General features: G+C 61.1%; 23 protein-coding genes. 13 read left to right on the forward strand and 10 right to left on the reverse strand.

Going from position 1 to position 26,931, the window contains the following annotated elements; translation table 11 throughout:
* The gene (locus X735_RS138905) at nt 1–1,929 is read right to left on the reverse strand and encodes an LTA synthase family protein (RefSeq protein WP_023813759.1); all 1,929 of its coding nucleotides are present in this window, start codon (nt 1,927–1,929) and stop codon (nt 1–3) included.
* 276 nt (nt 1,930–2,205) lie between these two features.
* Here X735_RS138905 and fabD point away from each other — a divergent pair, with 276 nt between their 5' ends.
* The 8 genes from fabD to gmk all read left to right on the forward strand — a co-directional run bounded on the left by fabD (nt 2,206) and on the right by gmk (nt 9,091).
* Nucleotides 2,206–3,147: an ACP S-malonyltransferase gene (fabD, locus tag X735_RS138900; protein WP_023813760.1), complete on the forward strand. Its 942-nt coding sequence runs from the start codon at nt 2,206–2,208 to the stop codon at nt 3,145–3,147.
* Nucleotides 3,148–3,212: 65 nt separating this feature from the next.
* Nucleotides 3,213–3,437, forward strand: coding sequence for a ribbon-helix-helix protein, CopG family (locus X735_RS138895; protein WP_023813761.1), 225 nt, complete (start codon nt 3,213–3,215; stop codon nt 3,435–3,437).
* Between the two features lie 30 nt (nt 3,438–3,467).
* The gene (fabG, locus tag X735_RS138890; protein WP_023813762.1) at nt 3,468–4,205 is read left to right on the forward strand and encodes a 3-oxoacyl-[acyl-carrier-protein] reductase; all 738 of its coding nucleotides are present in this window, start codon (nt 3,468–3,470) and stop codon (nt 4,203–4,205) included.
* A gap of 333 nt (nt 4,206–4,538) precedes the next feature.
* Entirely contained in the window at nt 4,539–4,775 is a 237-nt protein-coding gene (locus X735_RS138885) for an acyl carrier protein (protein ID WP_006203723.1), read from the forward strand.
* A 34-nt stretch (nt 4,776–4,809) separates the two neighbouring features.
* Nucleotides 4,810–6,072 carry a beta-ketoacyl-ACP synthase II gene (gene fabF, locus X735_RS138880; RefSeq protein WP_023813763.1) on the forward strand — a complete coding sequence of 421 codons (1,263 nt, stop codon included), beginning with the start codon at nt 4,810–4,812 and terminating at the stop codon, nt 6,070–6,072.
* 102 nt (nt 6,073–6,174) lie between these two features.
* Entirely contained in the window at nt 6,175–7,383 is a 1,209-nt protein-coding gene (mltG, locus tag X735_RS138875) for an endolytic transglycosylase MltG (RefSeq protein ID WP_023813764.1), read from the forward strand.
* 157 nt (nt 7,384–7,540) lie between these two features.
* Complete coding sequence (locus X735_RS138870; protein WP_023813765.1) at nt 7,541–8,431, forward strand: YicC/YloC family endoribonuclease; 891 nt, start codon at nt 7,541–7,543, stop codon at nt 8,429–8,431.
* A 3-nt stretch (nt 8,432–8,434) separates the two neighbouring features.
* Complete coding sequence (gene gmk, locus X735_RS138865) at nt 8,435–9,091, forward strand: guanylate kinase (RefSeq protein ID WP_013532512.1); 657 nt, start codon at nt 8,435–8,437, stop codon at nt 9,089–9,091.
* Between the two features lie 48 nt (nt 9,092–9,139).
* Here the strand turns inward: gmk and rsmA are convergent, their stop codons facing one another.
* From rsmA to X735_RS1000000169030, 7 genes are all read right to left on the reverse strand, one after another.
* Nucleotides 9,140–9,979: a 16S rRNA (adenine(1518)-N(6)/adenine(1519)-N(6))-dimethyltransferase RsmA gene (rsmA, locus tag X735_RS138860; RefSeq protein ID WP_023813766.1), complete on the reverse strand. Its 840-nt coding sequence runs from the start codon at nt 9,977–9,979 to the stop codon at nt 9,140–9,142.
* Nucleotides 9,980–9,989: 10 nt separating this feature from the next.
* Nucleotides 9,990–11,018: a 4-hydroxythreonine-4-phosphate dehydrogenase PdxA gene (pdxA, locus tag X735_RS138855; protein WP_023813767.1), complete on the reverse strand. Its 1,029-nt coding sequence runs from the start codon at nt 11,016–11,018 to the stop codon at nt 9,990–9,992.
* A gap of 1 nt (nt 11,019) precedes the next feature.
* Nucleotides 11,020–11,949, reverse strand: coding sequence for a peptidylprolyl isomerase (locus X735_RS138850; RefSeq protein WP_023813768.1), 930 nt, complete (start codon nt 11,947–11,949; stop codon nt 11,020–11,022).
* 99 nt (nt 11,950–12,048) lie between these two features.
* The gene (locus X735_RS138845) at nt 12,049–14,487 is read right to left on the reverse strand and encodes an LPS-assembly protein LptD (protein ID WP_023813769.1); all 2,439 of its coding nucleotides are present in this window, start codon (nt 14,485–14,487) and stop codon (nt 12,049–12,051) included.
* On the reverse strand, nt 14,487–15,572 hold the full coding sequence (gene lptG / locus X735_RS138840; RefSeq protein ID WP_031213741.1) for an LPS export ABC transporter permease LptG: 1,086 nt from the start codon (nt 15,570–15,572) through the stop codon (nt 14,487–14,489). The genes X735_RS138845 and lptG overlap by 1 nt, the downstream gene beginning before the upstream one ends.
* Nucleotides 15,569–16,771 (reverse strand): LPS export ABC transporter permease LptF, encoded by a 1,203-nt coding sequence (gene lptF / locus X735_RS138835; protein WP_023813771.1) that lies wholly within the window; start codon nt 16,769–16,771, stop codon nt 15,569–15,571. Before lptF ends, lptG begins: the two co-directional genes overlap by 4 nt.
* A 111-nt stretch (nt 16,772–16,882) precedes the next feature.
* Nucleotides 16,883–17,071, reverse strand: a complete 189-nt coding sequence (locus X735_RS1000000169030) for a hypothetical protein (RefSeq protein WP_127289235.1) — start codon at nt 17,069–17,071, stop codon at nt 16,883–16,885.
* 51 nt (nt 17,072–17,122) lie between these two features.
* Between X735_RS1000000169030 and X735_RS138830 the strand changes: the two genes are divergently transcribed.
* Nucleotides 17,123–18,634, forward strand: a complete 1,512-nt coding sequence (locus X735_RS138830) for a leucyl aminopeptidase (RefSeq protein WP_031213742.1) — start codon at nt 17,123–17,125, stop codon at nt 18,632–18,634.
* A 28-nt stretch (nt 18,635–18,662) separates the two neighbouring features.
* Nucleotides 18,663–19,112: a DNA polymerase III subunit chi gene (locus tag X735_RS138825; protein WP_023813773.1), complete on the forward strand. Its 450-nt coding sequence runs from the start codon at nt 18,663–18,665 to the stop codon at nt 19,110–19,112.
* A 91-nt stretch (nt 19,113–19,203) separates the two neighbouring features.
* On the opposite strand, the gene X735_RS0135135 is transcribed toward X735_RS138825, so the two are convergent.
* Nucleotides 19,204–19,722 (reverse strand): DUF995 domain-containing protein, encoded by a 519-nt coding sequence (locus X735_RS0135135; protein ID WP_031213743.1) that lies wholly within the window; start codon nt 19,720–19,722, stop codon nt 19,204–19,206.
* 174 nt (nt 19,723–19,896) lie between these two features.
* Nucleotides 19,897–20,820, reverse strand: coding sequence for a glycoside hydrolase family 26 protein (locus tag X735_RS138820; RefSeq protein WP_031213745.1), 924 nt, complete (start codon nt 20,818–20,820; stop codon nt 19,897–19,899).
* Between the two features lie 623 nt (nt 20,821–21,443).
* On the opposite strand from X735_RS138820, the gene X735_RS138815 reads away from it, so the two are divergent.
* The 3 genes from X735_RS138815 to X735_RS138805 all read left to right on the forward strand — a co-directional run bounded on the left by X735_RS138815 (nt 21,444) and on the right by X735_RS138805 (nt 26,856).
* Nucleotides 21,444–23,330, forward strand: a complete 1,887-nt coding sequence (locus X735_RS138815) for a cellulose synthase catalytic subunit (RefSeq protein ID WP_023813776.1) — start codon at nt 21,444–21,446, stop codon at nt 23,328–23,330.
* A 227-nt stretch (nt 23,331–23,557) separates the two neighbouring features.
* A complete protein-coding gene (locus X735_RS138810; RefSeq protein WP_023813777.1) occupies nt 23,558–25,999 on the forward strand; it encodes a sulfatase-like hydrolase/transferase in 2,442 nt (813 codons plus the stop codon).
* A 458-nt stretch (nt 26,000–26,457) separates the two neighbouring features.
* On the forward strand, nt 26,458–26,856 hold the full coding sequence (locus tag X735_RS138805; protein ID WP_023813778.1) for a hypothetical protein: 399 nt from the start codon (nt 26,458–26,460) through the stop codon (nt 26,854–26,856).
* Nucleotides 26,857–26,931: the final 75 nt, after the last annotated feature.

Below are 26,931 nucleotides of genomic sequence, written 5' to 3' on the forward strand. Positions count from 1 at the left end.
TCAACTGGTATGGGCGACAATCTTGTCGACGGTTTCGGGGAAGAAGTCGGGCGCGGCGTGGCGTTTGCCGAACATCATATCGTACTGCAGCAGGCGGAAATCGCGGATCGCCGGATCGATCTCCTTCTGTCGCGCCCAATCGGGCGTGGCTTCGCCAGCCGGCGTCAGCAGAAGATTGCGGTCGACGACACGGTAGCGTTCGCTCATCTCGCCCAGGAAGCCGGTGTAGTAGGGATGGCTGATCCCGGCCGTTTTCAGGATATGATAGGGCAGGAAGGCTGGGCTGACGGCACCCATGTGCTCAGCCGGTCCGGTGCGGTTCGACCAGATGACCAGCGGCGTCTCGTGGTGTTCGAGGGCGGCCTCGGGCGACGCTTCCTTGCGCGGTGCGACATTGTCCTTCAGGAAGCCGGTTTCGACATAGACCGGCCCCAGCGGCGGCAGATGGTCGCCGAAGAAGGCGATCACGGTGGGGCGGGAGCGTTTCTTGGCCCATTCGACGAGGCGTTCGAGACCGCGATCGGCATCGGCTGAGCCCTCGGCGTAACTGAGCAGCGATTCGCGCGCCCACTGGCTGATTGGCGCCTGCACCGTGTGCGTCGGATTGTAATAGCGGTTCGGCTCGTAAGGACCGTGGTTTTGCAGGCTGACGGCAAAGAAGAACACTGGCTCGTCGCTGGCGTCGGCCTCGCTGATGATCTCGTCGGTCATCGCCGCGTCCGATGCCAGCGGCCCGCGCTTTTGCATGGGCGGCAGCGTCTCTTCCGACTTGAAGTCGTTGAAGCCGAAATCGGCGTAGACCGCGCCACGGTTCCAGAACCAGTTGGTGCCGGGATGGATGGCGCGCGCCCGGTAACCCTGGCTCTTGAGGAAGGTTGCCAGCGAAGGCGTCGGCGTGCGCACATATTGCTGATAGGGGATGCTGCCGGCCGGCAGGAAGGCGTTGGAAAAGCCGGTCAGGGCCTCGAACTCGATGTTGGCGGTCATGCCGCCGAATTCCGGCGAGAACATCGAGCCCGAGCGCAGCGCCCGCACGTTGGGGATCGGATCGGGCGTGATGGTGACGCCGGGCAGCTTGGTCGGATCCCAGAAGGATTCGCTCATGACGATGATGATGTCGGGCTTCTCGGCCGGCACCGAGGCGGTTACATCAGGTCTGCCGATCGCCGCGATCGCTTTGTCGGTATAGCCTGGCGGCGCCGAGACATGCGCCATCGGCACATTGAGGGCGAAGGCCAGCGCAAAACCGTTGGAGGCATAGTTTTCCTTCTGGTCCCACATGATCGGGATGATCTGCAGCCGGTCCCTGGTCCAGGAGAAGGTGGCGTAGTCCATGATCGAAACGAAGAAGGCGAGCAGCGGCACGGCCAGCGTCAGCCGGGCAAGGCGGCCCTTGCGGCTGAGCGCGGGAACCTTGCGGCGCCACAGCCGCCAGCCGTAGACGAGCAGTGACAGGCCGGCGACGATGCCGACGACCATGGCGAGCGCGGTCATCGGCCGGTCGCGCACCAAAAGCGGCAGCAGCGCGAAGATCTGGCGGGCATAGAGGAAATCGGTGGGATAGAGCGGATCGCCGAGATAATGCGACTTCTGGTGGCCGACGAAGGCAAGGGATAGCGTCAGCGGCGCGACGATCATCAGGCTCTGATGGCTGCGGCCGAGCACCGCATCGAGGCCGATCAGGATCAGCGCGAAGACGACGATGGTGGTCCAGCCGGGCTTCAGCGGCTGCAGGAAGAAGGAGACGGTGCCAGCAAAATCGCCGCGCACGATCAGTTCGATCGCAAACACCAGGACGGCCGCGATCGCCAGGCTGACAAGCCCATAGCGCACGACCGGCCATCTCCTGCCCGGCAGATAGCCGGTGGAGGGGTCGTCTTCCAGGAACTGTGGCGCGGGCTTGCCGGCGCGTTTGTAACTCTTTGCCACTTAAACTTCCCCACCCAGCGACAAACACGTCACTCGATTGTCATGGAATTGTCACGCAAAGCTAGCGCCTGTGGCCAAAATAAGAAGAGCCAGCAAACGAATCGTGAGCGGTTTTCATCAGGAGTGATCGCCAAAAAGCCTTTCGGAACAGGCACTCGGCGGATGAGGCGGCCGTCGGGCAGGGTCGAACCGGGCTTGACTTGGCGCCCCGCCATGCCTCACAGGCAAGAAAAACCCGTCTTCAGGCAAGCAAAACCAGCCCTTGGGAGCCCTCGCATGGCCGTCGCATTCACCTTTCCCGGACAAGGCAGCCAGGCGGTCAGCATGGGCAAGGATCTCGCCGACGCCTTCCCCGAAGCGCGCAGGGTCTTCCAGGAAGTCGACGACGCACTTGGTGAGAACTTGTCGAAGCTGATCTGGGAAGGGCCGGAAGAGGCGTTGACGCTGACCGCAAACGCGCAGCCGGCACTGATGGCGGTGTCCCTGGCCGTGGTCCGGGCGCTGGAATCGCGCGGCTTCTCGCTGAAAGGCAAGGTCACCTATGTCGCCGGTCATTCGCTGGGCGAATATTCGGCGTTGGCCGCTGCTGGCTTCGTTTCGGTTGCCGATGCCGCCCGGTTGCTGCGCATACGCGGCAATGCCATGCAGGCGGCGGTGCCGGCCGGCGAGGGCGCCATGGCGGCGATCATCGGATTGGAACAGGCCGATGTCGAAGCAGCCTGCACCGAGGCATCCAAAGGGTCGGTCTGTCAGATCGCCAACGACAATGGCGGCGGTCAGCTGGTTATTTCCGGAACCAAGGCTGCGGTAGAACTGGCGGCGAAACTGTGCACGGAAAAGGGCGCCAAGCGAGCGCTGATGCTGCAGGTTTCCGCGCCTTTCCACTCCGCGCTGATGGCGCCCGCGGCCGACGTCATGCGGGAAGCCCTGGCCGGCGTGACAAAGAATTCGCCGGTGGTTCCCGTCCTATCCAATGTCACGGTTAGCCCGACCAGCGATCCGGACGAGATCGCCCGCCGCCTGGTCGAGCAGATAACCGGCCGCGTGCGTTGGCGCGAGACGGTGGAGTGGTTCGGCGCGAACGGCATCACCACGCTTTACGAAATCGGCGCCGGCAAGGTGCTTTCAGGATTGGCGCGGCGCATCAACCGCGACATTGCCACCGCGTCGGTCGGCTCCGCGGCTGAGGTCGAGGCGGCGTTGGCGGCGCTTGGTTGAACGGCTTGACTTGAATTCGCTGATGCGCGGCCACATGAATACGTGCATCGCAACTAAGGTGCGGCATGTCCACATCGATCCGTCTTTCTCCTGAGATCAGGCTGCGCCTGGATGTTCTCGCGTCCAAGACTGGGCGCAGCAAAGCCTATCATATGCGTGAGTTCATTGAGCGCGGCCTTGAGGACGTAGAAGACTACTACCTTGCCGCCGAGGTGCTGGCACGGATCAGGAGCGGCGAGGAAGGTATTATGAAAGGCGACGACTTCTGGGGCTGTGATGTCTACAGATAACCGTTATCCGGTTTGAGAGAAGGAAAAGACATGTTCGAATTGACTGGCCGCAAGGCGCTCGTCACCGGCGCATCGGGAGGCATCGGTGAGGCGATCGCCAGGATGCTGCATGCGCAGGGCGCGATCGTCGGCCTGCATGGCACCCGCGTCGAGAAACTGGAAGCGCTGGCTAGCGAGCTTGGCGACCGGGTCAAGCTGTTCCCGGCCAACCTGTCGAACCGTGACGAGGTCAAGGCGCTCGGCCAGAAAGCCGAGGCCGATCTCGAAGGCGTCGACATCCTGGTCAACAATGCCGGCATCACCAAGGACGGGTTGTTCGTGCGCATGTCGGATGCCGACTGGGACACCGTGCTCGAAGTCAACCTGACCGCCGTGTTCAGGCTGACCCGCGAACTCACCCATCCGATGATGCGCCGCCGCCATGGCCGCATCATCAACATCACCTCGGTGGTCGGCGTCACCGGCAATCCCGGCCAGACCAATTATTGCGCCTCAAAGGCCGGCATGATCGGCTTTTCCAAATCGCTGGCACAGGAGATCGCCACCCGCAACATCACCGTCAACTGCGTCGCCCCGGGCTTCATCGAATCGGCGATGACCGACAAGCTCAACGACAAGCAGAAAGAGGCGATCATGGCGGCGATCCCGACGCGGCGCATGGGCACCAGCGTTGAAGTCGCGTCCGCCGTCGCTTATCTCGCCTCCAACGAAGCCGCCTACGTCACCGGCCAGACCATCCACGTGAATGGCGGCATGGCGATGATCTGACGGACCTTGTTGATAATTCTACCCTGCCGGCCATCTGCCGCGGTTATCTGCGCTTCCGGTGCTCGCGTACTGAAAGTACGCTCCGCTCCGGTTCTCGAAAACCGCACCATATGACTCGGCAGGGCGAATTCTAAACAAGGTCCGGCGGGTTGTGAAAAGAGACCATTTCGGCTTGGACCTCAGCTATTTTTCGTGTAATGCGGCCCGCAACCCGGCGGTTCGGGCAAAAACCGGTTCGTAGTCGTTGCGTTTCCGGCAGGATCATCTTTCAGCTTGATTAGCGGCATTCTGCCCGCTAACGAAGACAGACAAACAAAAGACGAGGATGCCCAAATGAGTGACACCGCAGAGCGCGTCAAGAAGATCGTCATCGAGCACCTTGGCGTCGATGCCGACAAAGTGACGGAGCAGGCGAGCTTCATCGATGATCTGGGCGCCGACAGCCTCGACACGGTCGAACTCGTCATGGCGTTCGAAGAAGAATTCGGCGTCGAGATTCCCGACGACGCGGCTGAGACCATCCTGACCGTTGGCGATGCCGTGAAGTACATCGACAAGGCTTCGGCCTGACGCTTTCCGCAGTCATCACCGGGGAGGACCTGCGATGAGGCGTGTCGTCGTCACGGGCCTTGGGTTGCTGTCGCCGTTCGGCATGGGCTTCGAGCACAGCTGGAAGGAACTTCTGACCGGCCGCAGCGCTGCCAAGCGCATCACTGAGTTCGAGGTGGAGGATCTTGCCTGCAAGATCGCCCACGTCATTCCGCGTGGTGACGGCAGCAATGCCACCTTCAATCCGGAGGCCGTGCTCGAGCCGAAGGAACTGCGCAAGATCGGCGACTTCATCCTGTATGGGATTGCCGCCGCCGACGAGGCGCTGAAGGATTCCGGCTGGGAACCCCAGACGCATGAAGAGCGGTGTGCCACCGGCGTCCTGATCGGCTCCGGCATCGGCGGCATCGAGGGCATCGCCGAGAACGCGATGATCCTCAAGGAGCGCGGCCCGCGCCGCATCAGCCCTTTCTTCATCCCGGGCCAGATCATCAATCTCGTCTCCGGGCAGGTTTCGATCCGGCACGGGCTGAAAGGCCCGAACCATGCCGTCGTCACGGCCTGTTCGACCGGCGCGCACGCCATTGGCGATGCTGCCCGGTTGATCATGTGGGGCGATGCCGACGTGATGGTCGCCGGTGGCGCCGAAGCGCCGGTGACGCGGCTGTCGATCGCCGGTTTTGCCGCATGCCGGGCACTGTCGACGGAACGCAATGATTCGCCGCAAACGGCGTCGCGACCCTATGATCGCGACCGCGACGGCTTCGTCATGGGCGAGGGCGCCGGCGTTGTCGTGCTCGAGGAGCTCGAACATGCCAGGGCGCGCGGCGCCAAGATCTATGCCGAGGTGACGGGTTATGGTCTCACTGGCGATGCGCATCACATCACCGCGCCCGCCGAGGATGGCGATGGCGCCTTCCGTTGCATGACGGCGGCACTGAACCGGGCCAAGTTGACGCCGGCCGATGTCGACTACATCAACGCGCACGGCACCTCGACCATGGCCGACACGATTGAGCTCGGTGCCGTCGAGCGGCTTGTCGGCAATGCCGCATCGAAGATTTCGATGTCGTCAACCAAGTCGTCGATCGGCCATCTGCTTGGAGCGGCGGGTGCCGCCGAAGCGATCTTCTCTATCCTTGCCATCAGAGACAATGTCGCGCCGCCGACCATCAACCTCGATAACCCGGAACGCGAAACCGCGATCGATCTGGTGCCGAACAAGCCGCGTGCCCGCCAGATCGACGTGGCGCTGTCCAATTCCTTCGGCTTTGGCGGGACCAACGCGTCGCTGGTCTTCCAGCGCTACAATGGCTGATCGTCCGGCTGCCGGGCGGCGCTTTGGCGTGCCGTCAATTTTGCCATATTCGCCCCTACTCTGCCGCTGGGGATTCGTTGGGCGATCAAACGGTAGGGCGAGATGAACACAAATCCGGCAGGCAACGGAGAATTCGGGCAACGGCCGCCGACATCCGGCCCGATCGTGCCGAAAACGGCCAGCGAGGCGTTGCGGCCGGAGGCTGGCACGCCGCCGCCGAAGCGCTCGCGTGCGTCACGCAGCCAGGTCGTCGTGTTCATGAACTTCGTCATCTCCTCGGTGATGCTGGTGGTCCTGGCGGCCGGCGTCGCGGTCTATTTCGGCAAGCAGGAATTCACCGAACCCGGACCTTCGGCTAATGGCGACACCTTCCTGGTCAAGCCGAACACCGGCGTCCAGGATATCGCCGACCAGCTCGAACGCCGGGGGCTGATCAGCGACGCCCGGGTATTCCGTCTTGGCGTGCGGGCCTTCGGCAATGATTCCGCGCTGAAAGCCGGCGAGTACGAGATCAAGCCCAGGGCTTCCATGCGCGATATCATGGAGCTTTTGAAGAGCGGCAAGTCGGTGATGTATTCGCTGACCATTCCTGAGGGACTGACGGTCGACCAGGCATTGCAGCGCATCGCCGAGGAGACTGCCTTGAGCGGCGACATGCCGGCAACCACGCCGCCGGAGGGCAGCCTCGCCACCGACACGCTGCGCTTCACGCGCGGCGCGACACGCCAGCAGATGGTCGACAAGCTGCTGGCGGATCAGAAGAAGCTGGTTGACGATGTCTGGGAGCGGCGCGCGCCTGACCTGCCGCTGGCCAACGTCGAGGAGTTCGTCACGCTGGCCTCGATCGTCGAGAAGGAGACGGGCAAGGGTGACGAGCGTTCGCGAGTTGCCGCCGTCTTCCTGAACCGGCTTGCCAAGGGCATGCGCCTGCAATCCGATCCGACCATCATCTATGGGCTGTTCGGCGGCAAGGGAAAGCCGGCGGACCGGCCGATCTACCAGTCGGACATCCAGAAACAGACTCCCTACAACACCTATGTGATCAATGGCTTGCCGCCGACGCCGATTGCCAATCCGGGTCGTGCAGCGCTGGAGGCGGTGGCCAATCCGTCGAAAACCGCCGACCTCTATTTCGTTGCCGACGGCACCGGCGGGCACGTCTTTGCCGCGACGCTGGACGAGCACAACGAGAATGTCGCCCGCTATCGCGCGTTGCTGAAGAAGCAGGCCGATGATGCCGCCAAAGCCGCCAAGACGACTGGCACCGGCGACAGCAATGCCGGCGGCGGTGACGCGGGCGCTGCCCAGTAAATGAAGAAAGGCGTTGCCCGACAGGCAGCGCCCTGACATTTGGAAGAGCGCCGCGCGTCCGATTTCGACGCCTGCGGCGCAGTCTTTTTTTCAAGCCGCACTCGTTCCTGTCCGGAAAGCCGGTTCAGGGGCGATGTGCCAGGGACGTGTGGGCGATATGAATTTGCAGAGCATGACCGGTTTTGCACGTGCCGTCGCCGAGCACGAAGGCACCTCGATCGCCTGGGAGGTCAAGTCCGTCAACGGCAAGAGCGTCGAGGTACGGCTGCGGCTGCCGCAAGGCTTCGAACGGTTGGAACCTGCTGTCCGGCAGATACTTCAGAAACGTTTTGCACGCGGCAATTTCCAGGCGACGCTGACCATCGGCCGTGCCGTTGGCGCGCAGGCGCAGCCGGTCGTCAACGAAGCCTTCCTGAAGGACCTTGCTGGGCTCGCCAAACGGCTGCAGGAGCAATTCGGCGTTGCTGCGGCGACGTCAGATGGATTGCTTTCGCTGCGCGGCGTGCTCGACATTCCTGAAACCGTCGAAACCGAGGAGGCGAGGGCCGCGCTCGATGCCGCGATCATGGTCGCGCTCGAAGTGGCCTTGAACGGGCTCGAACAGGCACGTCAGGGCGAAGGAGCCGCGCTGGCTTTGCTGTTGTCGGGTCATATCGACACGATCGAGGTGCTGACGCTGCGGGCAGAAGTGGATCCATCCCGCGAGACGACGGTGATTCGCGAACGCATCGCCGAGCAGGTCAGGCTGCTGATGGACGCTTCCGCCAATCTGGATGCCACCCGACTGCACATGGAGGCGGCGTTCCTGGCCACCAAAGCCGATATTCGCGAAGAGATCGACCGGCTGAAAACGCATGTCGCGTCCGGCCGGGCTCTGCTGCTGGGCGGCGGTGCGGTCGGTCGCAAGCTCGATTTTCTGGCACAGGAATTTAACCGCGAATCGAATACGCTGTGTTCCAAATCGAATGCCGCAGCCGTCACCGCGATCGGCCTGGACCTGAAGGCGGTGGTCGACCAGTTTCGTGAACAGATCCAGAATCTGGAGTAGCCGATGGTTGCCAAGGATTTGGGGTCCCGCATTCGCCGCCGGGGCCTGATGCTCGTCCTGTCGTCGCCATCCGGCGCCGGCAAGTCGACGATCGCGCGCAATCTTCTGGAAAGCGATTCCAGCCTCGAACTGTCGGTCTCGGTCACCACCAGGCCGCGCCGCGGAAGCGAGATCGAAGGCGTCCACTATCATTTTCGGACGATGCGCGAATTCGAGCGGCTTCGTGATTCCGACGCACTGCTGGAGTGGGCCGAGGTGCATGGCAATTGCTATGCGACACCGCGCGAACCGGCCGAATTGGCGCTGTCCGAGGGGCGCGACATGCTGTTCGACATCGACTGGCAAGGTGCCCAGCAGCTCAAGGAGAAGATGCGCGCCGACATTGTCTCGATCTTTATCCTGCCGCCATCGATGAAGGAGTTGAAGGCGCGGCTGAAACGTCGCGCTGAAGACCAGGAGGCGGTGATCGAGACGCGGCTGAAAAACGCCCGCAACGAGATCGAGCACTGGAAGGAATATGATTTCGTCATCGTCAATGACGACCTTGACCGCGCCTTCGCCGAAGTGCGCGGTATCGTCGTCGCCGAGCGGCTAAGACGCGACCGCCGGCCAGGCCTGTTCGATTTCGTCTCTGGACTGTTGGACGAGAAGACTGGCTGAGGCGGTGAAGCGCCAATCTCCACCCTCAAGGGGGAGATTGGCAGCTTCTTACACCGCATTGGTCAGCCGAACGAACTCCTCGACGCTCAGCGTTTCGGCGCGGCGTGTCGGATCGATGCCGGCGCGTTCGAGCAGGGCCTCGCCGCCGAGGCTCTTCACGCTTTGCCGCAGCATTTTGCGACGTTGGCCGAACGCGGCTTCGGTGACGCGGCCGAGTTTTTTTACCTCGGCGGACAGAGGGGTCGGGCGCGGCACCAGTTGCACCACCGAGGAGGTGACCTTTGGCGGCGGCGTGAATGCCTGTGGCGGTACGTCGAAGGCGATCCTCGCCTCCGTCCGCCAGCCGGCAAGAACCCCTAGCCGGCCATAGCTGTCGCTGCCGGCGGGCGCGACGATGCGCTCGGCCACTTCGCGCTGGAACATCAAAGTCATCGAGGTGTAGAAAGGCGGCCAGTCGCTGACCGTCAGCCAGCGCACCAGCAGCTCCGTGCCGATGTTGTAGGGCAGGTTGGCCACGATCTTGACCGGACCGCCGTTCCCGGTCGCTCGGCTGGCAAGGCCTGCGAAATCCGTCTTCAGCGCATCGCCGGAAACAACCTCCAGCCGGCCGGGATAGTGGTCGGACACTTCGGCAAGAGCAGCCAGGCAACGTTCGTCGCGCTCTATGGCGACCACATGGCGCGCTCCATTGGCAAGCAAGGCGCGGGTCAGCCCGCCGGGGCCAGGACCGACCTCGATCACTGTTGCATCGGACAAGTCGCCGGCGGTGCGCGCGATCTTGCCGGTGAGGTTGAGGTCGAGCAGAAAATTCTGGCCGAGCGCCTTCTTCGCCTGCAACCCATGACGCTCGATCACCTCGCGAAGCGGCGGCAGCCCGTCGATGCTCATGCCCGAGGTCTCATACGGCGATTGCCTTCGTGTTCGTGTCGGCCAGCCGCCGGGCAAGCTTCAGCGCCGCTATCAAGCTGTCGGGCCGCGCCACACCCTTGCCGGAGATGTCGAAGGCCGTGCCGTGGTCGGGCGAGGTGCGGATGAAGGGCAGGCCGAGCGTGACATTGACCGCCTCGTCGAAAGCCAGCGCCTTGGCCGGGATCAGCGCCTGGTCGTGATACATGCAAAGGGCCGCGTCGTAGCCCGCCCGCGCCCGGACATGGAACAACGTGTCGGCCGGCAAAGGGCCGAAAGCGTCGATGCCTTCGGCACGCAGGATGTCGACCGCCGGGCGCACGATCAGCTCGTCCTCGAGGCCCATGGCGCCGCCTTCGCCGGCATGTGGGTTGAGCCCGGCAATCGCCAGCCTCGGCTTGGCGATGCCGAAGCGGCCGGTAAGGTCGGCGGCGGTGATGCGCGCGGTGGCGACGATCAGTTCGGTGGTCAGTGCCTTCGGCACCTCGGCCAGCGCGACGTGGATGGTGACGGGAACGGTGCGCAGGTCGGGTCCTACCAGCATCATCACAGGCATCGCCTCGACGCCGCTGTGCCGGGCCGCCAGATGCGCCAGATATTCGGTGTGGCCGGGAAAGCGGAAGCCCGCATCGTAGAGCGGCTTCTTGGCGATGGGGCAGGTGACCACTGCCGAGGCTTCGCCGGCAAGGCAATCGGCGACGGCGCGGTCGATGGCCTCGATGGTGGCTTCCGCATTGGCCGGATCCGGCCGGCCGGGGCTGTCGATGCAGCCGGCGGCTAGCGGAACGATCGGCAAGGCGCGGGCAAAGACCTGCGCCGCTTGCGCTGATGTCGTTTCGACGACCGGCAGCGAAATGCCGAGCAGGCGCGCCCGGGAGGCGATCAGCGCCGGATCGGCGAGCAGGTAGAAGGGGGGCAGGGCGGCAGCTTCACGCGCCATAAAGGCGGCGATGGCGATCTCCGGCCCAATGCCGGACGGATCGCCGGCGCTCAACGCGAGCGCAGTCACTGCGTTGCCCACGTCAGCGCTTGACGATGCGGGCTTTTGCCTTCAGTTCGTCGACATATTTCTTGCTGAGCGCGTCGGCATCCTTGTCGCCGCCGGAGCCTTCGGCCTGGAACGCCATCTGCGCGACCTTGTCGTCGGACACTTCACGCGACGAGCAGATGCCGATGAATTCGACGCCGCGCTCGGTTTCGCGCGTGGCGGTGGCACCGCCGACTTTGGTAGCCTTGATCTGCTCGGCCCAGTCCGGCGGCAGCTGCGGCGCGAGCACCCGGCCCAGATCGCGAACGGTGACGTCGATCAAGCCCTTGGCGAATTCGCGCGTCGTGTTGCAGCCGTTGAAGCGGGCGCGCATGGCGTCGGCCTCGCGCTTGCGTTTGCCCAGCGTCGCGCTGCGTTCAGCCGCCGGCACCACGAAGATGACCTGCTGCAGCATGTATTCGGTGGCGCTCGGTTTGGCGCCGCCTTTTTCGAGCATCTTCCTCACGAGATCCTGCTCGCTGACGGCACCTGTGCCGTCGCCGGAACGGTAGCGTGCGCTCAAAGCCTGGTTCCAGGCCATCTGGGCGCGGATGAATTCCTTGAAGTGGCTCTTGGTGACACCTGACTTCTCCATGACGCCGTCAAGCTGGCTGAGCTGCATCTTGTTGCTCGAGGCAAAGCGCTGATACGCCGCCTCGACCTGTGCGTCGCTGATGCGGATGCCAAGCCGCTTGGCCTCGGCCATACGCAGCGTCTGGTCGATCATTTCCTGGCCGGCATCGCCCTTCTTGCGCTGCAGCTTCAGGAAGGCGGCGCGATGGGCGATGTCGCCGCTGGTGACCGGAATGTCGTTGACGACGTATTTGATCTCGCTGGCGAAAGCCGGCGGCGTCATTGCAGTGATCGACACGGACGTCGCCGCCACGAGCAACGCGAAACCTGCTGAAAAGAGGTATTTCCTCATCGTTGGTATCCCAATTCTATCCCGGTCCCGCCCAATTTCATCTTTCCAGGTGCGCGAAATCCGTGCCAGCCCTATGCGGCGAAACGATGTCGCCGATTGTTACTGGATCGTGTCGACGCCACTGGTCGACGAGCCGAAATCGCCGAGGGTGCGGAACGACAGATTGAAGCCGATGGTCTGCGACACCTCCCTGGTGTTCAGATCGCGCGACTGCGAGTAGGTCATCAGATAAGTGAAGCAGGAATCGTTGTAGGCGAAGCCGACACCGTCCTTGACCAGCAGGCTTTGCTGCAGGTCGTAGGTTCCTGTGCCGAAGACGCGCCAGTTTTCGGCCAGATGCGTGGATGCACCAAGTGTGACTTCGTGGCGGTCTTCCGTGAAACCGTACAGCGGCTGGGCCTGGATGAAGGCGTATTTGGCGCTCAGCGACACAGGCAGGCCGGAATAGGCGGCCTTCACCTCGGCACGGCGGACCTCGAAACTCTGTTCGTCGAAACGGCCGCTGACCGAGGCCGCGAAGCCGTTGGGGCTGTTGATGCCGAACAGGCCGACATAGTCGGACTTGGTCGTGTCGAGGCCGGAATTGGCGCCGACATTGACCAGATCCGGCGCGGCAAAGGAGTTCTCGCCGCCGATCTGATAGGATTGGCCGAAAATCGCATTGGTGCCCCAGCCATTATTGTACGAGCCGGAATAGCGGAAGCCGACATTGGCGCGCGAACCGCCTTCGACGCGGTCGTAACCGGAGAACTTGTCGCGCTCGAACAAGGTGGTCGCGTCGAAGACCATGCTTTGGGCGTCTTCGTTGGGCACTGAGAGGCCGCCGACATATTGCTCGTTCGGACGCATGAAGACCTGCGCCATTGGCTCGATGACATGGCTGGACCCGCTGGCCATGGAAAACAGCACCGGCCAACGCATCTCGAGGCCCGCGGTTGCCATGTAACGGGCAAATGACGAGCGCATATCGTCCTGCTCGCCCAAATGCGTTGCCATTCGGTCGATGGCGTCTAGCGAAGCCGACGATGCGTTGAGGTAGTCCACATCGCCCTGCAGCGCGAGCAACGGCGTTAGCACCAGTCCGTCATCTGTGACGAAACTCCGCTTCCACTCGGCCTCGGCGGTGAGACGGCCCGATTCGCCTTCGATGCCGCGGACGCGCTGCGTCGGAGTGAGGGCATTGTAGGGCTGGACGAAGGTCTCATCGACATCGTCGCGGCGGATGACACGCGCGTTGACATTGAGGGACAGCTGGCCGCCGGCCACCGAGGCATCAGGAATATAGGCGTAATCGAGCGACGGCAGCACCCACGGCTGTTGTCCACTTCGCGCAGAGATATTGTCGTCAGGCGTATCTTCCTGCACATCGAAATGCATGGCGCGCACGTCGAAATAATTGCGGCCGTTGAGACCCGTCAAGTAGACTGACGACTGGTGAACGCTGCTATTGTACTTGTCGATGCCGTAGGTGTTCGAGAAGTTCTTGTCGGTCTGCAGCAGCACGTCCCAGCCGAAGTTCCAGCGTGAGTTGATGGCGAACTGCCCCTGGGTACCCATCATGCCGCGGAATTTGTTGGGATCGCCGGCGCTGCCCGAATTGACGTTGTGGCCAGAGCTGGATGGGAAGGCAGTGGTGTCGAGGAAGGCGTCGGGATTCTGCTGGTGTATCCCGGCGATCTTCAAGCTGTACTCGCCATTGTCGAAGCGCTGACGCCACTCGGCCTCACCGAGGAAACCCTGCCTGGTATAGCCGGTGCCGGTGACGGTCAGGTCGTAGGTCGGCGCCAATGCGAGATAATAGGGGACTTTCACGCCGACGCCGAGATCGCTCTTGTAGATGATGCTCGGGATCAGGAAGCCGCTCTTGCGCTTCACCGTCGGGTCGGCAATTTCGAATGCAGGCAGATAGGCAAGCGGAAAACCGAAGAATTCGAAATTCGCATTCTCGAAGCGAACCGTCTTCTTCTCACCGTTCCAGATGATCTTCTTGGCCTTGACGCGCCAGGTCGGCGCTTTGTCCGGCTTATCCTCGCACGGCTCGCAGGCGGTGTAGACGCCATTGTGGAAAGTGGTCAGCACGCCGCCCATGCGTTCTGCGCTTTCGGCGGCGAAATAGGCCTTGTCGATGGTCTCGACCCGCAACGCGTTGACGAAGCCGTCGGCGAAGTCATCGGTGATGTCGATATGTTGCGAATTGATCTTGGTGCCGTCGCTGTTGATGACTTCGACGTTGCCGCTCGCGACCATCCGCTTGGTGTTGCGGTTGTATTCGACCCGCTGGGCGACAAGGCGATTGCCACCATAGTCGATCTGCACACCGCCGACGGCGGTCACGGTCTGGTTGTCGTTGTTGTAGACCAGCGTATCGGCCGCCAGCAGCATTTGCGAGCCGGCCGGAACCGATGTCGCCATGTCGCCGACGTCCTGCGCAAGCGCCGGTGCCGGAACGGCGTAGGCAAGCACGCACGCCAAGGCGGTCGCCGCATAGAGGCGCGCCAAACCGGCCTGCCTGTTGCTGGGCAAAAACGCCTCCCTCACTAGCCGTCTTCCTTGTATAGCAGGAAAGTCACCCCGAAGAACATAGCCACCATGACCGGTACCCAGGCGGCTACGACAGTCGGCACGAATCCCGCCACGCCGAATGCCTTCACCAGCACCGAAACGACATAAAGCAGAAAGCCAGCGATGATGCCACCCAGAATCATCGTCGCCGACTGTCCCATCCTGGCAAATCGCATTGAAACCGTTGCCGCGATCAGCGTCATGGCGACGAGAAGGAACGGCAACGCCACGAGCGAATCAAACTGCATGGCAAAGGCATTTGCCTTGAGGCCAAAGGAGCGGGCAACCTCGACCTTTCCGGGCAGGTCGTAGAACGGGATGGTTTCGGGGCGAGCCAGCCGCTCTTGCACGAATTCGGGCTTCAGATTGGTCGGTACGCGATCGGTTGCCGATGCCTGGATCGTGCCGTTCTGGAACGTCTTGACGTCCTGCAATTCCCAATAGCCGTCGCGCAGGAAGGCACGGGCGGCGTCCTTGCGCTCGACGATGTTGCCTTGCGGGTCGAGAATGAAAAATACGACATCGGCCATTTCCAGGCCCTGGTTCAGGATGGCCCGCGCACCGATGATGGTGTCGCCCGAACTGGTTTTCTGACGGATCCAGGGCGCGGCATCGGCCGAGACCGTATTCGATTTGCCCGAACGCAGCTGGGTTTCGATCTGCTCGGACCAGGAGAATGCGTGCGCGGCGAGTGGATTGATGACGCCAACCGACAGGACGCCGAACAGCAAGGCTCCGATACAGCAGGGCAAGAGGAACTGCCAGGCGGAAACACCGGCGGAACGCGCGATGACCAGCTCGTAGCGCCGGTTCAGCGACACCAGCGTCGCCATCGCCGAGAAGAGACCGACGAACGGCACCGTCTGCAGCATGATCATCGGCATACGGAGGCCTGAAATGGCTACCGCCGTGCCGTAGGTGAAGCCGGGCAGGCCGGTGGTGCGTCCGGACAGCTCGGTGAAATCGATCAGGAACACCAGCGCCAGGAGGCCGATGAAGAACCAGATGGTGATCGTCACATAGCGGAAAAAGAAATAGCGGCCCAGTGTCCAGCCCATCAGCCGACCCCTTGGCCTGATGCGCCGCGCCTGGACAAACGCAATTTGAAAGCATTCCAGCTGTCAGCGATGCGCGTGGCGAAGTTTGTCATCCAGTCCGCCCAGGTCACGGGCAGTTCCAGTGTCCGGTTGGAGACGATGAACCAGATCGCCACCGCGGAAGCCACGATCGGCACGCCATAGACCATATACGCATATTGCGGGACCTCATCCGCCTTGCTGGCGGCAAAAAAGCCCAGCCAACGCACGAACAGCGATATCGTGATCGCCGTGATCAGCGGATTGACGCGCGCCTCGCGGTGCGAGCGCGCATCGCCGGCGACTGCAAGCGCGATCAGCGCGAAAACCATGGAATAGGTCCATTCCGAGAACCGTTGGTTGACCTCGGCCCGGTATTCGTAGGGGTTCTGCTGATAATACTTGTCGTTGGCACCCGGGTTGAGCAGGTACTGCGTCGTCTGGTCCTTGGGCAGGAGCGTCACCGCCGAAGCCGCCGCCATGAAGGCCGACATGTCGAAGGCATAGGAGGTGAAGCGGATGACGGAGAGATCGCCGGTCAGCGTTTTGCGATGGATGACGCCGTCATTCATCATCAGCACCTTTTCACCGCCGCGTTCGACGATGCTGCCGGTCTTGGCGTAGTAGACGAGGTTGACGCCTTCTTCGCGCGAATCGGCGACGAAAATGCCACCCAGCCGATTGTTCGGAAGGCGCTCGCCGATCTGCAGGAACAACCCGTCGTCAATCTTGCGGAAGGTGCCTTCCTGGATGATCAGCGACAACAGATCCGCGCGCGACGACGCCACCAGGGCCCGGTTCTTCTGCCGTGCGTAAGGGTCGATGCCGTTGTCGACGGCAAAGGAAAAAACGGCGGCGGCGAGCGCCAGCAACATGATCGGCCGCACGATCGTCCAGCGCGAGGCCCCCGCGGCGTTGACGACGGCGAGTTCGGAATCCGAATTCATGACACTGAGTGTCTGTGCGACCGCTACCACCAGGGCAAAAGGCACCACGATCGGGATGATGGACGGAAGGATGAGGGCGGCGACTTCGAAGAAGGTCAGCGCCGACTGGCCGCTGTCGGTGACCAGATCGATCTTTGCCAGCACCTGCGTCGTCCATACGATCGCCAGCGTCCACACAAGAGCGGCCATGAAGACCACGAAAGCGCGGCGCATGATGTAGCGTTCAACGACCTTCATGAAGGCTTTTCTCGATTTTTTCGAACGGCATCATGCCACCGAACAAGGTAGCTGTCCGGCAGCGCCTGCACAACTGGCTCATCAGATGGTCTATCCGGGTTCTGTCCCACATCACGCCCCCCGGCTGGGCGGAGTGTCGGCGGGAATGGATAAGAAAGGGCGAACATCGATGGTTAACAACAGGTTGCGGCAAAAAGCGGGGCCGTGCCGCGACGAATCGTCATCGATTCCATAGGTCATATGGGATGCCAATTCGGCAAAGTCTTGCCAAATGCCGGAAAACGACCAAATGTCGCGCATCGTTTCGAACCGCTTCCCCAAAAGTCGCGCATTCCCTGAAAGCAGGACATGATGAATCAAAGACCGTCGATCGCCTTCGCCAAATTTTCCGGGTCCCAGAGCGCGGTGAACAAGAAGGGCACGGTCTTCGTGCTCGCGGCGGATGAGGGCGGCCTGAGCGACGTCGCCAAGGCCGGTGATCCCGGCAAGACACTGGAGCGGGCCTTTCCCGTGGCTGAGTTCACGGGCAAGTTCGCCAGCACGGTGGAAGTTCTGGCGCCGCAGGGAGCATCGCTCGACAGACTGGTGGCGATAGGCGCCGGCAAGGTATCGGGACTGGACGAATATGCCTGGTTGAAGCTTGGCGGCACCGTTGCCGCGTCGCTGCGCAAGGCGACCGAAGTGGCGGTGGTCCTCGATGTGGTCGGCGCCTCGCCGAGCGCGAAAGACGCGGCAAGCCTTGCCGCGGGCATTCTCCTGCGCAGCTATTCCTTCGACAAGTACAAGACCAGGAAGGACAAGGACGACGGCAAGGCAGAGCCGAAGAAGCCGGTCAAGGTGACCATCCACACCGCCGATCCGGCCGCTGCGAAGAAGGCCTTCGCCGATGCCGAGGCGGTGATAGACGGCGTCCTACTGGCGCGCGACCTCGTCAACGAACCGGCAAACGTGCTTGGGCCGGTCGAGTTCGCTGCCCGCGCCAAGGAACTCGAGGCACTAGGCGTCAAGGTCGAGATATTGGCTGAGAAGGAAATGAAGAAGCTCGGCATGGGCTCGCTGCTCGGTGTCGCGCAAGGATCGCCGCGCGGCGCCCGCATGGCGATCATGCAGTGGAACGGCGGCAAGCCGAAGGACAGCCCGATCGCCTTCGTCGGCAAGGGCGTCACTTTCGACACTGGCGGCAATTCCATAAAGCCGGCCTCGGGCATGGAGGATATGAAGGGCGACATGGGCGGTGCCGCCGCCGTTACCGGCCTGATGCATGCGCTGGCGGCCCGCAAGGCGAAAGCCAATGTCGTCGGTATCATCGGACTGGTCGAAAATGCCGTCGACGGTCATGCCCAGCGCCCCGGTGATATCGTCACTTCGATGTCGGGCCAGACCATCGAGGTGCTCAATACCGACGCCGAGGGCCGCCTCGTGCTGGCCGATGCGTTGTGGTACTGCAACGACCGCTTCCAGCCGAAATTCATGGTCAATCTGGCGACGCTGACCGGCGCCATCATGGTGGCGCTCGGTCAACATTATGCCGGCCTGTTTTCCAACAATGACGAACTGGCCGAAAAGTTGGCGGCGGCGGGGCAGGCGACGCAGGAACGGCTGTGGCGCATGCCGCTGGGGGCCGAATACGACAAGCTGATCGATTCCAAGAACGCCGACATGAAGAACATCGGCGGCCGTTTTGGCGGCGCCACCATCGCGGCGCAGTTTCTGCAGCGCTTCGTCAAGGACACGCCATGGGCCCATCTCGACATTGCCGGCACGGCGATGGGGGCGCCGTCGAACGAGATCAACCAGTCCTGGGGTTCCGGTTTCGGCGTCAGGCTGCTCGACCGGCTGGTGCGCGACAATTATGAGCAGTGAACGGGTTCAATCACTATAGGCTGAAGCGATGGCCGACGTCCTGTTCTACCACCTGACCGAATCGACGCTGGAGGATGCGCTGCCAGGCCTCCTGGAGCGCAGCGTCGACCGTGGCTGGCGCGCCGTGGTGCAGACAGGCACCGAGGAACGCCGCGATGCGCTCGACCAGCATCTTTGGACCTTCCGCGACGATTCGTTCCTGGCGCACGCAACCGATCGTGAGGCTCATCCCGGCGAACAGCCGATTCTGTTGACCACCGGCGACGGCAATCCCAACGACGCCAAGATAAGGTTCCTGGTCGACGGCGCGGTGCCGCCTGACCTTGGCGGCTACGAGCGCGCCGTGTTCCTGTTCGATGGCCACGATGCCGCCCAGCTCGAGGCGGCGCGAGGGCACTGGAAGGTGATGAAGAGCGCTGGCCACGCCGTCACCTATTGGCAACAGACGCCAGATCGCCGCTGGGAGCGCAAGGCTTAAGGCAGGTCGCCTGAACGTGACTGAGGCAGGTCGCTGACCGTTCAGTCGACCCGCTTTTGGACCAGTGCCCTGTCCCGGATGAAAGTCTCTACTACTTTGCCTTGATCCGGCTCTGTTTGCGGCTGACGTAGTCGCCGTGTTTCAATTTCATGAACGCGTCCGCAAGGTTGCGGTGCGAACTCCTGAATACGTACCATTCTCCATCTGGAACCCGGCGCTGGTAGAGAATCCTGCCTGCCTGGCGATGTTCGAAACAGGAAAGAGCGTTGGAGTCGCCTCCGGCTCCGTGCCATTTTGCGCGGAAGCACAGCTTGCCTCCTCCGGGAATGAACCAGATGCCGTCACCGTAGCCCAGCTTGCGCGCCTTGTCCGAGGTCCAGGCACTGAACTGACGGCGCTGGACGGCAAAATATCCGGCACCCTCCCGACCCCAGAGCCACGAGCGGTTCTGGTACATCTGGTAGATGCCTTTGTCCGGCACCACCTCTGCCCGCATGGCCTGTTCGGCGATTTTCGTCGCCGTCTTGGCTGTTGCGGGAATCTGGAAAGCAAACAGACCAATGGAACAGGCAAGTGCCGTTCCGATACAATTGCCCAGTACTCGTTTCACAACCCCTACCCCTACTGTTACGCCACGCCCAGTTTATGAGAACGCTTGAGATGATTTCAGGTGAATCCTGAAATCTGAATCCGCCACTAAATCAAAGAGATGGAGCATGATGCCTGGACAGATGGTGCCCCGTTTGTCCGAAAAGCCGCTTTCTCACTTTTTCAGTATCATGCTCTAGGGCAAGACATGCTGGGTCACCCTCCAGTCGGGCAGACCATAGCCGCCCAGCCACGGCCACACTTCCTTCTGGTTGAAGTAGACGACCGAAGTCAGAGCCGGAAACTCCGCGTAGGATTTGCGGGAATCTTCCTGCCATTTCGAGACATAGTCCTGCTTTCCGACATAGCCGAGTTCCGCAACGACGATCGGCTTGTTGAACACCGCAACGCGGTCATAGCCGGGCTTCAGCAGTTCAGCGAAGGTGCGGTCACGACCGGTCTCGTCACCGTCTTTTTTCTGCAGACCGAACACCGACAGGCCGATGACGTCGACATAGTCGTCGCCGGGGTAGTATTTTTCCAAACCCTCTTCGCCTTTGGGCGACCACATGTACTTGGCGGCGGGGGCAGCCTTGCGGCAGATGTCGACTTCGCGCTTGTAAGCGGAGATCCAGTCCTTGGGAGCCCAGTTGGCCCAGGTGAAGCGGCCGTTCTTGTCTTCCATTTCCTGAGCCCAGCGAATGGTCACCGGGCTCTTCATCTGTCCCACCAGGCCGCAGATTGCCTGCATGTTGGCATCATATTTGCCGCTCAAAATGCCGTCACGCAATTCGGGCGGGGTGATGCGCCAGTCCTTGGACCATGTCCACGGCTCAATCGTGATCAGAAGCGAGCGGCCGCGCTGCAGCGCATAAGCGTCGGCAAGCGGCAGCGTCGACAGATCGACGTCTTCCCAGGGCAGGAACAGCTCTTCGATGCTGGCGCTCTTGTCGGTGCTGAAGTCCCCGTAGGGATCATAGGAACCGAACGCCGACGCAGCGCTGCTCGTCTGAAGGGGGTCGGTCGCGGTTACGGAGCCGGCCCCTCCTGCAGTAGGGAAGGCGGCGCTTCCGCCCAATACCAGCGCGATTGCAAGTGCCTTTGCCGCGGAGTGTGTCATCATAGATTCTCCCATGGCCTCGACTTCTCGCGGAAGTTAAGGCTTCGCCCGTGCGCATCGATGCCTGATCGATACGGCTACCCAAAAACCTATCGGCTCGATTGGCGGAATCTGCGGGATTTCGGAGCGATCATTGGCGGTTGTGCGAACCTTCGCACGAAGCCCACCCAAAAATACTTCTCAAGGCGCCAACACAGAAGGAGCCGTCGAGAGAGTTTCGCCGCGATACTCACAAATTCGCGTCAATATTCCGATATATCATCCCTGTCTAATTTAAGAGCCGGACGGACCAAAGAGTCAAGCGCAATTAATGGTTGCTTAACCATGATCCTCGCAACATGGTTAACGCTGCCTTGAGCGGATCTTCCTGCGATAGCCTCGGCCCCTTCGACGGATTCTCCGACGCTGAAACTTTTGCCGGCTGTGATTGCTGTGCTGGTCGGGGGAGGCGTCCACGGAATTACCCTCCCGATTCAAGATGTTAAGTTAACCAATTCGCAAGAAGTATAGTTAACCAACACTTAATTTAGTTGACTCTAAGACACCCAAGTGGATTCTAAGGGCGGGTTTTCAAGGCGCGTCTGCCGTCGTTCGGCTGATGCTCGGGTGGCGGCGGTACGTGTATGAGTGTTTCCGCGGACGTGGGGATCATCAGCGGCAAGACCATGCCGAAACGGGGGCGTGGGGCGGCTCCGGGGAAGGCGGCGGAGAAGCCTCCTTTTCTGGTGCCGGTGCTGTCGGCCACCCAGCGGCGGATCTGGAGGCTGGGACTTGCCTGCTGGTCGGTAACGTTCGGATTTTTCTGGTTCTGGTGGCTGCAGCCCGGGCACATCGAACATGTCATTCCATACATGCTGGCGACATTGACGCTCGTATGGCTGACGTTCATGCCGATGTATTTTCTCTTGAACGTGCATGCGATGAAAAAGCCGTCCAGTCTTCACACGATCCCGGAACGTTCGCGGGTCGCGATGGTGGTGACCAAGGCTCCGTCCGAACCGTTTTCGGTGGTTGCGCGAACGCTCGAAGCGATGCTGGCGCAGGACTGTCCGCATGATACCTGGCTGGCCGACGAGGACCCGTCAGAGGAAACGATTGCCTGGTGCGATGCCCATAACGTCATGATTTCGACGCGGCGCGGGCGGGAAGATTATCACCGCAAGGTGTGGCCCCGCCGGACGCGCTGCAAAGAGGGAAACCTGGCGTTCTTCTACGACCACTATGGTTATGAGCGCTACCACTTCGTCGCTCAGATGGATGCGGACCACGTCCCGACACCAACCTATCTCAGGGAAATCCTGGTCGCCTTTGCCGACCCGGCGGTTGGCTATGTATCGGCGCCGAGCATATGCGACAACAATGCCGCTGAAAGCTGGTCGGCACGCGGCCGACTGTTCCCGGAAGGGATGTTCCACGGACCCTTGCAGTCCGGCCATACGGGCGACGGAACGCCGCTCTGCATCGGCTCGCACTATGCCGTGAGAACCGCAGCGCTCAAGCAGGTCGGCGGCCTTGGCCCGGAACTGGCCGAAGATCACTCGACGTCCATGCTGTTCATTGCGGCTGGTTGGCGCGGTGTGCATGCCATAGACGCCATTGCCCATGGCGATGGCCCGCAGACCTTTGCCGATCTTGTCACGCAGGAGTTCCAGTGGTCGCGGAGCCTGATGACGATCATGCTCGAATACTCGCCGATATACCTTTCCAAGCTATCGCCACGGCTGAAATTCCAGTTCCTGTTTCGCCAGCTCTGGTATCCGCTTTTCGCCGTGTTTTCGCTTGTCATGTACGTCATGCCTATGTACGCGCTTCTGACGGGGAAGAGCTTCGCCAATGTGACGTATGTTGATTTCCTTTTATACTATGCTCCGAACTCTATTTCCCTGATTATGCTGGTGATGTTGCTGAAGGCATTCGACCTGTCGCGCCCGCTCACTGCCAGGACGATCAGTTGGGAGGGAATGTTGTTCTCATTCTTCGCGCGTTGGCCGTGGGTGCTGGCGGGCACGCTGTCGTCGATCCGTGATTATGTGACCAAGTCGTTCGTGGATTTTCGTGTTACCCCCAAGGGCAGTGGCCCGAAAAATCTGCTGCCTGCCCGCGTCATCGTTCCGTATGTGGCACTTGCAATCGGAGCTTCGCTGCCGGTCCTTCTAGTGGACCGCGCGTCGGATGCCACCGGCTTCTACTGGTTCGCTGCCTTCAATGCGTTCGTCTACGGGTTGCTTGTGGTCGTAATCATCACCAGGCACCTGGCGGAGAACAGAATTTCGTTGCGGCGCAACGTCGCGAAACTCGCCTTGCAGGCCTCGCTCGCTGGCGTTGCGCTCTTCGTCCCGGGCGCTGCGTTTTATGACCGCGGACTGGAAGGCATATATGGGCTCCAGCAGGGAGCAGGCAGTGTGCGCATCGTCAGCGTGGCCTACCCGGTTTCCGGAGCCGGGCGTGGCGGGAGCGGAACCCGCACATTCCATCTTGACCCCGCCTGGGATCGGCCAATCGTCAGATAGTCTGGAAGAGCCTGGCGCCCGCCAACTCAGGAATTGCCATGACAAAACACCCAAGGCACGGGGATTTCTCGACCCCAGGGGTGGAAGCGGTGGCTAATTCGAGATCTGTCGGTTCGCCGGGCGAGTGAACCTGGCACTTGGAAAATGGCAGCGGCTTTGAGATTGCAACGTAGCATCAGGCCCTTTGCTCTTTCGGTTGTCATCGCGGTTATGCACGGAACGGTCAGATGGAATTGAAGACACAGCCCGGTTCACAAGGTTCCAAGCGCTTCCTCCGCGCAGGCCTGCTGATCGCTTGCACCGGGTTTTTCTCCTGGGTGCTTCTGGGTGTCTACCGCGGCTTCATCATCGATCCCCAATCGACGCTCCAGGGTCGCTTGGCCTCTATCCCCAGCGGGATAGCGTCAAGCTACCACGATCTGATTTTCATTTCGTCGCTGACGGCAGCAGCCCTGCTCCTGCTTTTCCTGGCAAAGGCCAGCCGCCTCTTCGGCGTCGTCGTGGTCATCACTTTCTATCTCGCCATCCTGATTTCGCTATGTTGGGGGTTTGCCAACATCAATCTCGTCAAAATGCTGAGCGAGCCGTTTACTTTCCAGTGGTTGATCTATGGCGACTTCCTGCAGAATGCCGACGCCAAGAACGCCATAGGTGACGCGCTCAACCCAAGGGATTTCGCATTCTCGTCGTTGTCCATAGTTCTGGCGCTGGTCTTGGGTTATGCGACAGCAGGGCTGTGCGTGCGGCTGGCGGGAACTGCTCGATCGGTATTGCTGGGGACGCTTTTCCTGTGCGTCGGTGCTGGACTGGTCGGCACCGGGTACCATGTTCGGGCGACGGCCTTGCCAGAGGCAAAGGTTGCCAACCCTATCGTGTACTTTGTTGAATCGGCTCTGTTCAGTCCGACCCCCGTCGTTTTCGCCGTGAATACCGGGGTGGACGTTGACGTCGCCAGCGTTGGGGAACGTCCGGCGGAGACGTCCAGCTTCAAGGTGCAATCACCAAATCCGATAAAGAACGTGCTGGTTTTCATGATGGAATCGGTGCCATCCCGATACGTCGAGACGTTTGGTGGAAAGTATCCTGTTACACCAAACATAAAGAGCTACTCAAGTGACTCGATACGCTTCGACAGTATATATGCGCACACTCCCTCTACAAACTATTCGATATTTTCGTTGTTCAGCTCGATGTACAATGACATATCTTACTATGGAATGACCGCGAGCCATCCGGATCTGCCGCTGAGTTCAATATCCAACACTCTGACCGCAAGCGGCTTTCGCACCGGATTTTTCTGGAGTGCGGATTCACGGTTCCAGCGCGTGGATGAGTTTCTGCTCAACAAGGGGCTTGATGTCATTCAGGACTACCGTGGGCAGAAATGCGATATTCCCACATTCAAGCTCAGTTCCAAGGAATGGAAGAATTTCGACTACAACAGCGACCTCTGTACCGCTCAATCCGTCATCAACTGGGTGAATGAGGATGCCGAAAATCCCTTCTTCGCGGTGATGTTTACGGCGATGACCCATTACCCCTATCTCATCGACAGCCCGCTGTTTACGGCGATGAAAGAGATCCCCGACCTCTCTGACGGCTCGAAAGTTCACTATTCCGATGACGAGAAGTTCAACGCCTACCTCAACGCGCTGAAGGTCGGCGACCAGGCGCTGGGACAGATACTCGATTCACTCAAGCAGTCCGGCAAACTCGATTCGACGCTTGTGGTCATACTCGGCGACCACGGTGAAGCGTTTGGAGAGCATGGGAACTACGTTCATGCCAGTGCTCTCTACGAAGAAAATATCCATATCCCGCTTATCATGATCAACAAGCAGCTTTTCCATGATGACGTCGCACATGCTGTCGGTGGGATTATCGACATAGCCCCGACCATCCTCGATATACTCGGCCTTCCGCTTCCAAGATCCTGGCAGGGTCACAGCTTGTTCAGCGAGCAGCGGCCGAACAAGACATTCTTCTTCATTCCCTGGAGCGGTTTCCAATTCGGCTACCGCGAAGGAGATCGAAAGGTCACCTTCAACGCGACCACCGGCAGCATCGAGGCGTATGACCTCAAGACGGATCCTACGGAAAAGGTCAACCTCATCAAGGCCGGCACCGGCGATCGCACCGCCATCCTGCAGCCGATCGCGGGATGGGTACAGTCGCAGAAGCGCCGCGTTGCCGATATGATCGCCGATGCGACGAAAGACGCGGCGCGTTGCAGCATTGCCAGCCTCGAGATCGACGCGGCCGGTACCAGCTTCGAAGGTTCCCCTCGGCTCGACGTGCTTGTCGACGGAAAGCCGGTTGGACAGGCGGACGTCCTGGGGACGGAAAGCACGGCGATCACAGCAGAATCGATCGTCGCGGAGTTGAAGGCAGCGTCCGCTCATACCGTACCATTTCGCTTCAATCTAAGCGCCGTGCCCAATCCGCGGAAAATCGAACTCCGCTATGCCAACGACTTGTGGGCGGGGCAGGGCAAGGCTGGCGATCGCAACCTGTTCGTCAAGAATATCAAGATAGACGGCCGAGTGGTGCCGAAGAGCAAGCTGCATGTCGACAACAAGACTGTAGGGTTCATCGATGACAGCGGGACCAGCATGTTCAACAGCGGCTCGCTGTGGGTCAGCGGTCCATTTGTCGAGGGGTGCATATAGCGGCATAGGCACTCTGGAGCGGGCCGCCACATCCAGCCACTTCCGGCGATAAGGATCGCCAGCCCTTTTTGTCGGCTGGAGAGAGCCTGGGGCAGTCGGCCCTGCCGGCGCCGGTTGCGGCGCTGAGCGTTTTATACATCGCAACATCCCTGACAGCCCAAGCGCCGGCTTCTGTTTGCCGCGGGCGCGAGTCCGTCGCGTATGCCGGTGTGCCGTTTGGCAAGGCTCCGTCTGCCAGCCGATCCGACAATCGAATTTCCTTCAAATTCGAGCGAAGAGTGAAAGGCTGCGTTCATTATGACGTTTGCACGAATTTTAATAAGTCTCTTCTAATATGACGGAACGATGTGAGTGGAAAACGACCACTCACGAGCGATTAGAAACGACGGATTCGAAGTATATTCTTCGCTTTCAATCACGTTGCATTACAGGGCAGGGAGCAGATGATGAGACAGTTTATGGAAAATCTGACCGGCAGAAAATATGCCTATGCTGTTGCTGCAATCGCATTGGCCTCGATGTTGTCAGGCTGCCAGACGATGGACACGACCAAGACCAGCTCAATCAACGGACGGATCGTTGATCAAGGTTTTGGCAAGAAGGTCCAGCACGTCAGGAAGCTCGATCGCGTCGGAAAGAAGGTTCTCTACCGCAAGCCGCTCACACAGACGACCATGGTGACGCGTACGAGGCAGGAGGCCTATGCCGCCTTCGTGCGGCCGCAGCGGGTCGGCAGGCCGGCGATGGTGAAGGTCTCCTACAGCCCGGGCAATGGCGGCCCGTTCCTCGGTCATTCGCCTTGGATTTGTGGCCCGAGCGGTTTCGGCCAGCGCGCCAGCTGCCGTTCGCGCTACTAGACCATCGGACCCAAAAGTGGCGGCGCGATTTGAATGAAGGATCCGCCGCTCTTGTCTTCGCCGGGGGCGCGAGTC

The sequence above is a fragment of the Mesorhizobium sp. L2C084A000 genome (genome assembly GCF_000502875.1).
Lineage (GTDB): Bacteria > Pseudomonadota > Alphaproteobacteria > Rhizobiales > Rhizobiaceae > Mesorhizobium.

Bases quoted from the DNA above. Each gene is read 5' to 3' on its own strand.
- X735_RS138870 (WP_023813765.1), top strand. From the start codon at position 7,541: ATGAATTTGCAGAGCATGACCGGTTTTGCACGTGCCGTCGCCGAGCAC.
- X735_RS138895 (WP_023813761.1), top strand. From the start codon at position 3,213: ATGTCCACATCGATCCGTCTTTCTCCTGAGATCAGGCTGCGCCTGGAT.
- fabG (WP_023813762.1), top strand. From the start codon at position 3,468: ATGTTCGAATTGACTGGCCGCAAGGCGCTCGTCACCGGCGCATCGGGA.
- fabD (WP_023813760.1), top strand. From the start codon at position 2,206: ATGGCCGTCGCATTCACCTTTCCCGGACAAGGCAGCCAGGCGGTCAGC.
- X735_RS138805 (WP_023813778.1), top strand. From the start codon at position 26,458: ATGGAAAATCTGACCGGCAGAAAATATGCCTATGCTGTTGCTGCAATC.
- X735_RS138815 (WP_023813776.1), top strand. From the start codon at position 21,444: ATGAGTGTTTCCGCGGACGTGGGGATCATCAGCGGCAAGACCATGCCG.
- X735_RS138820 (WP_031213745.1), bottom strand. From the start codon at position 20,820: ATGACACACTCCGCGGCAAAGGCACTTGCAATCGCGCTGGTATTGGGC.
- X735_RS138810 (WP_023813777.1), top strand. From the start codon at position 23,558: ATGGAATTGAAGACACAGCCCGGTTCACAAGGTTCCAAGCGCTTCCTC.
- X735_RS138885 (WP_006203723.1), top strand. From the start codon at position 4,539: ATGAGTGACACCGCAGAGCGCGTCAAGAAGATCGTCATCGAGCACCTT.
- X735_RS1000000169030 (WP_127289235.1), bottom strand. From the start codon at position 17,071: ATGCGCGACATTTGGTCGTTTTCCGGCATTTGGCAAGACTTTGCCGAA.
- gmk (WP_013532512.1), top strand. From the start codon at position 8,435: ATGGTTGCCAAGGATTTGGGGTCCCGCATTCGCCGCCGGGGCCTGATG.
- lptF (WP_023813771.1), bottom strand. From the start codon at position 16,771: ATGAAGGTCGTTGAACGCTACATCATGCGCCGCGCTTTCGTGGTCTTC.
- mltG (WP_023813764.1), top strand. From the start codon at position 6,175: ATGAACACAAATCCGGCAGGCAACGGAGAATTCGGGCAACGGCCGCCG.
- X735_RS138830 (WP_031213742.1), top strand. From the start codon at position 17,123: ATGAATCAAAGACCGTCGATCGCCTTCGCCAAATTTTCCGGGTCCCAG.
- X735_RS138850 (WP_023813768.1), bottom strand. From the start codon at position 11,949: ATGAGGAAATACCTCTTTTCAGCAGGTTTCGCGTTGCTCGTGGCGGCG.
- rsmA (WP_023813766.1), bottom strand. From the start codon at position 9,979: ATGAGCATCGACGGGCTGCCGCCGCTTCGCGAGGTGATCGAGCGTCAT.
- X735_RS138825 (WP_023813773.1), top strand. From the start codon at position 18,663: ATGGCCGACGTCCTGTTCTACCACCTGACCGAATCGACGCTGGAGGAT.
- fabF (WP_023813763.1), top strand. From the start codon at position 4,810: ATGAGGCGTGTCGTCGTCACGGGCCTTGGGTTGCTGTCGCCGTTCGGC.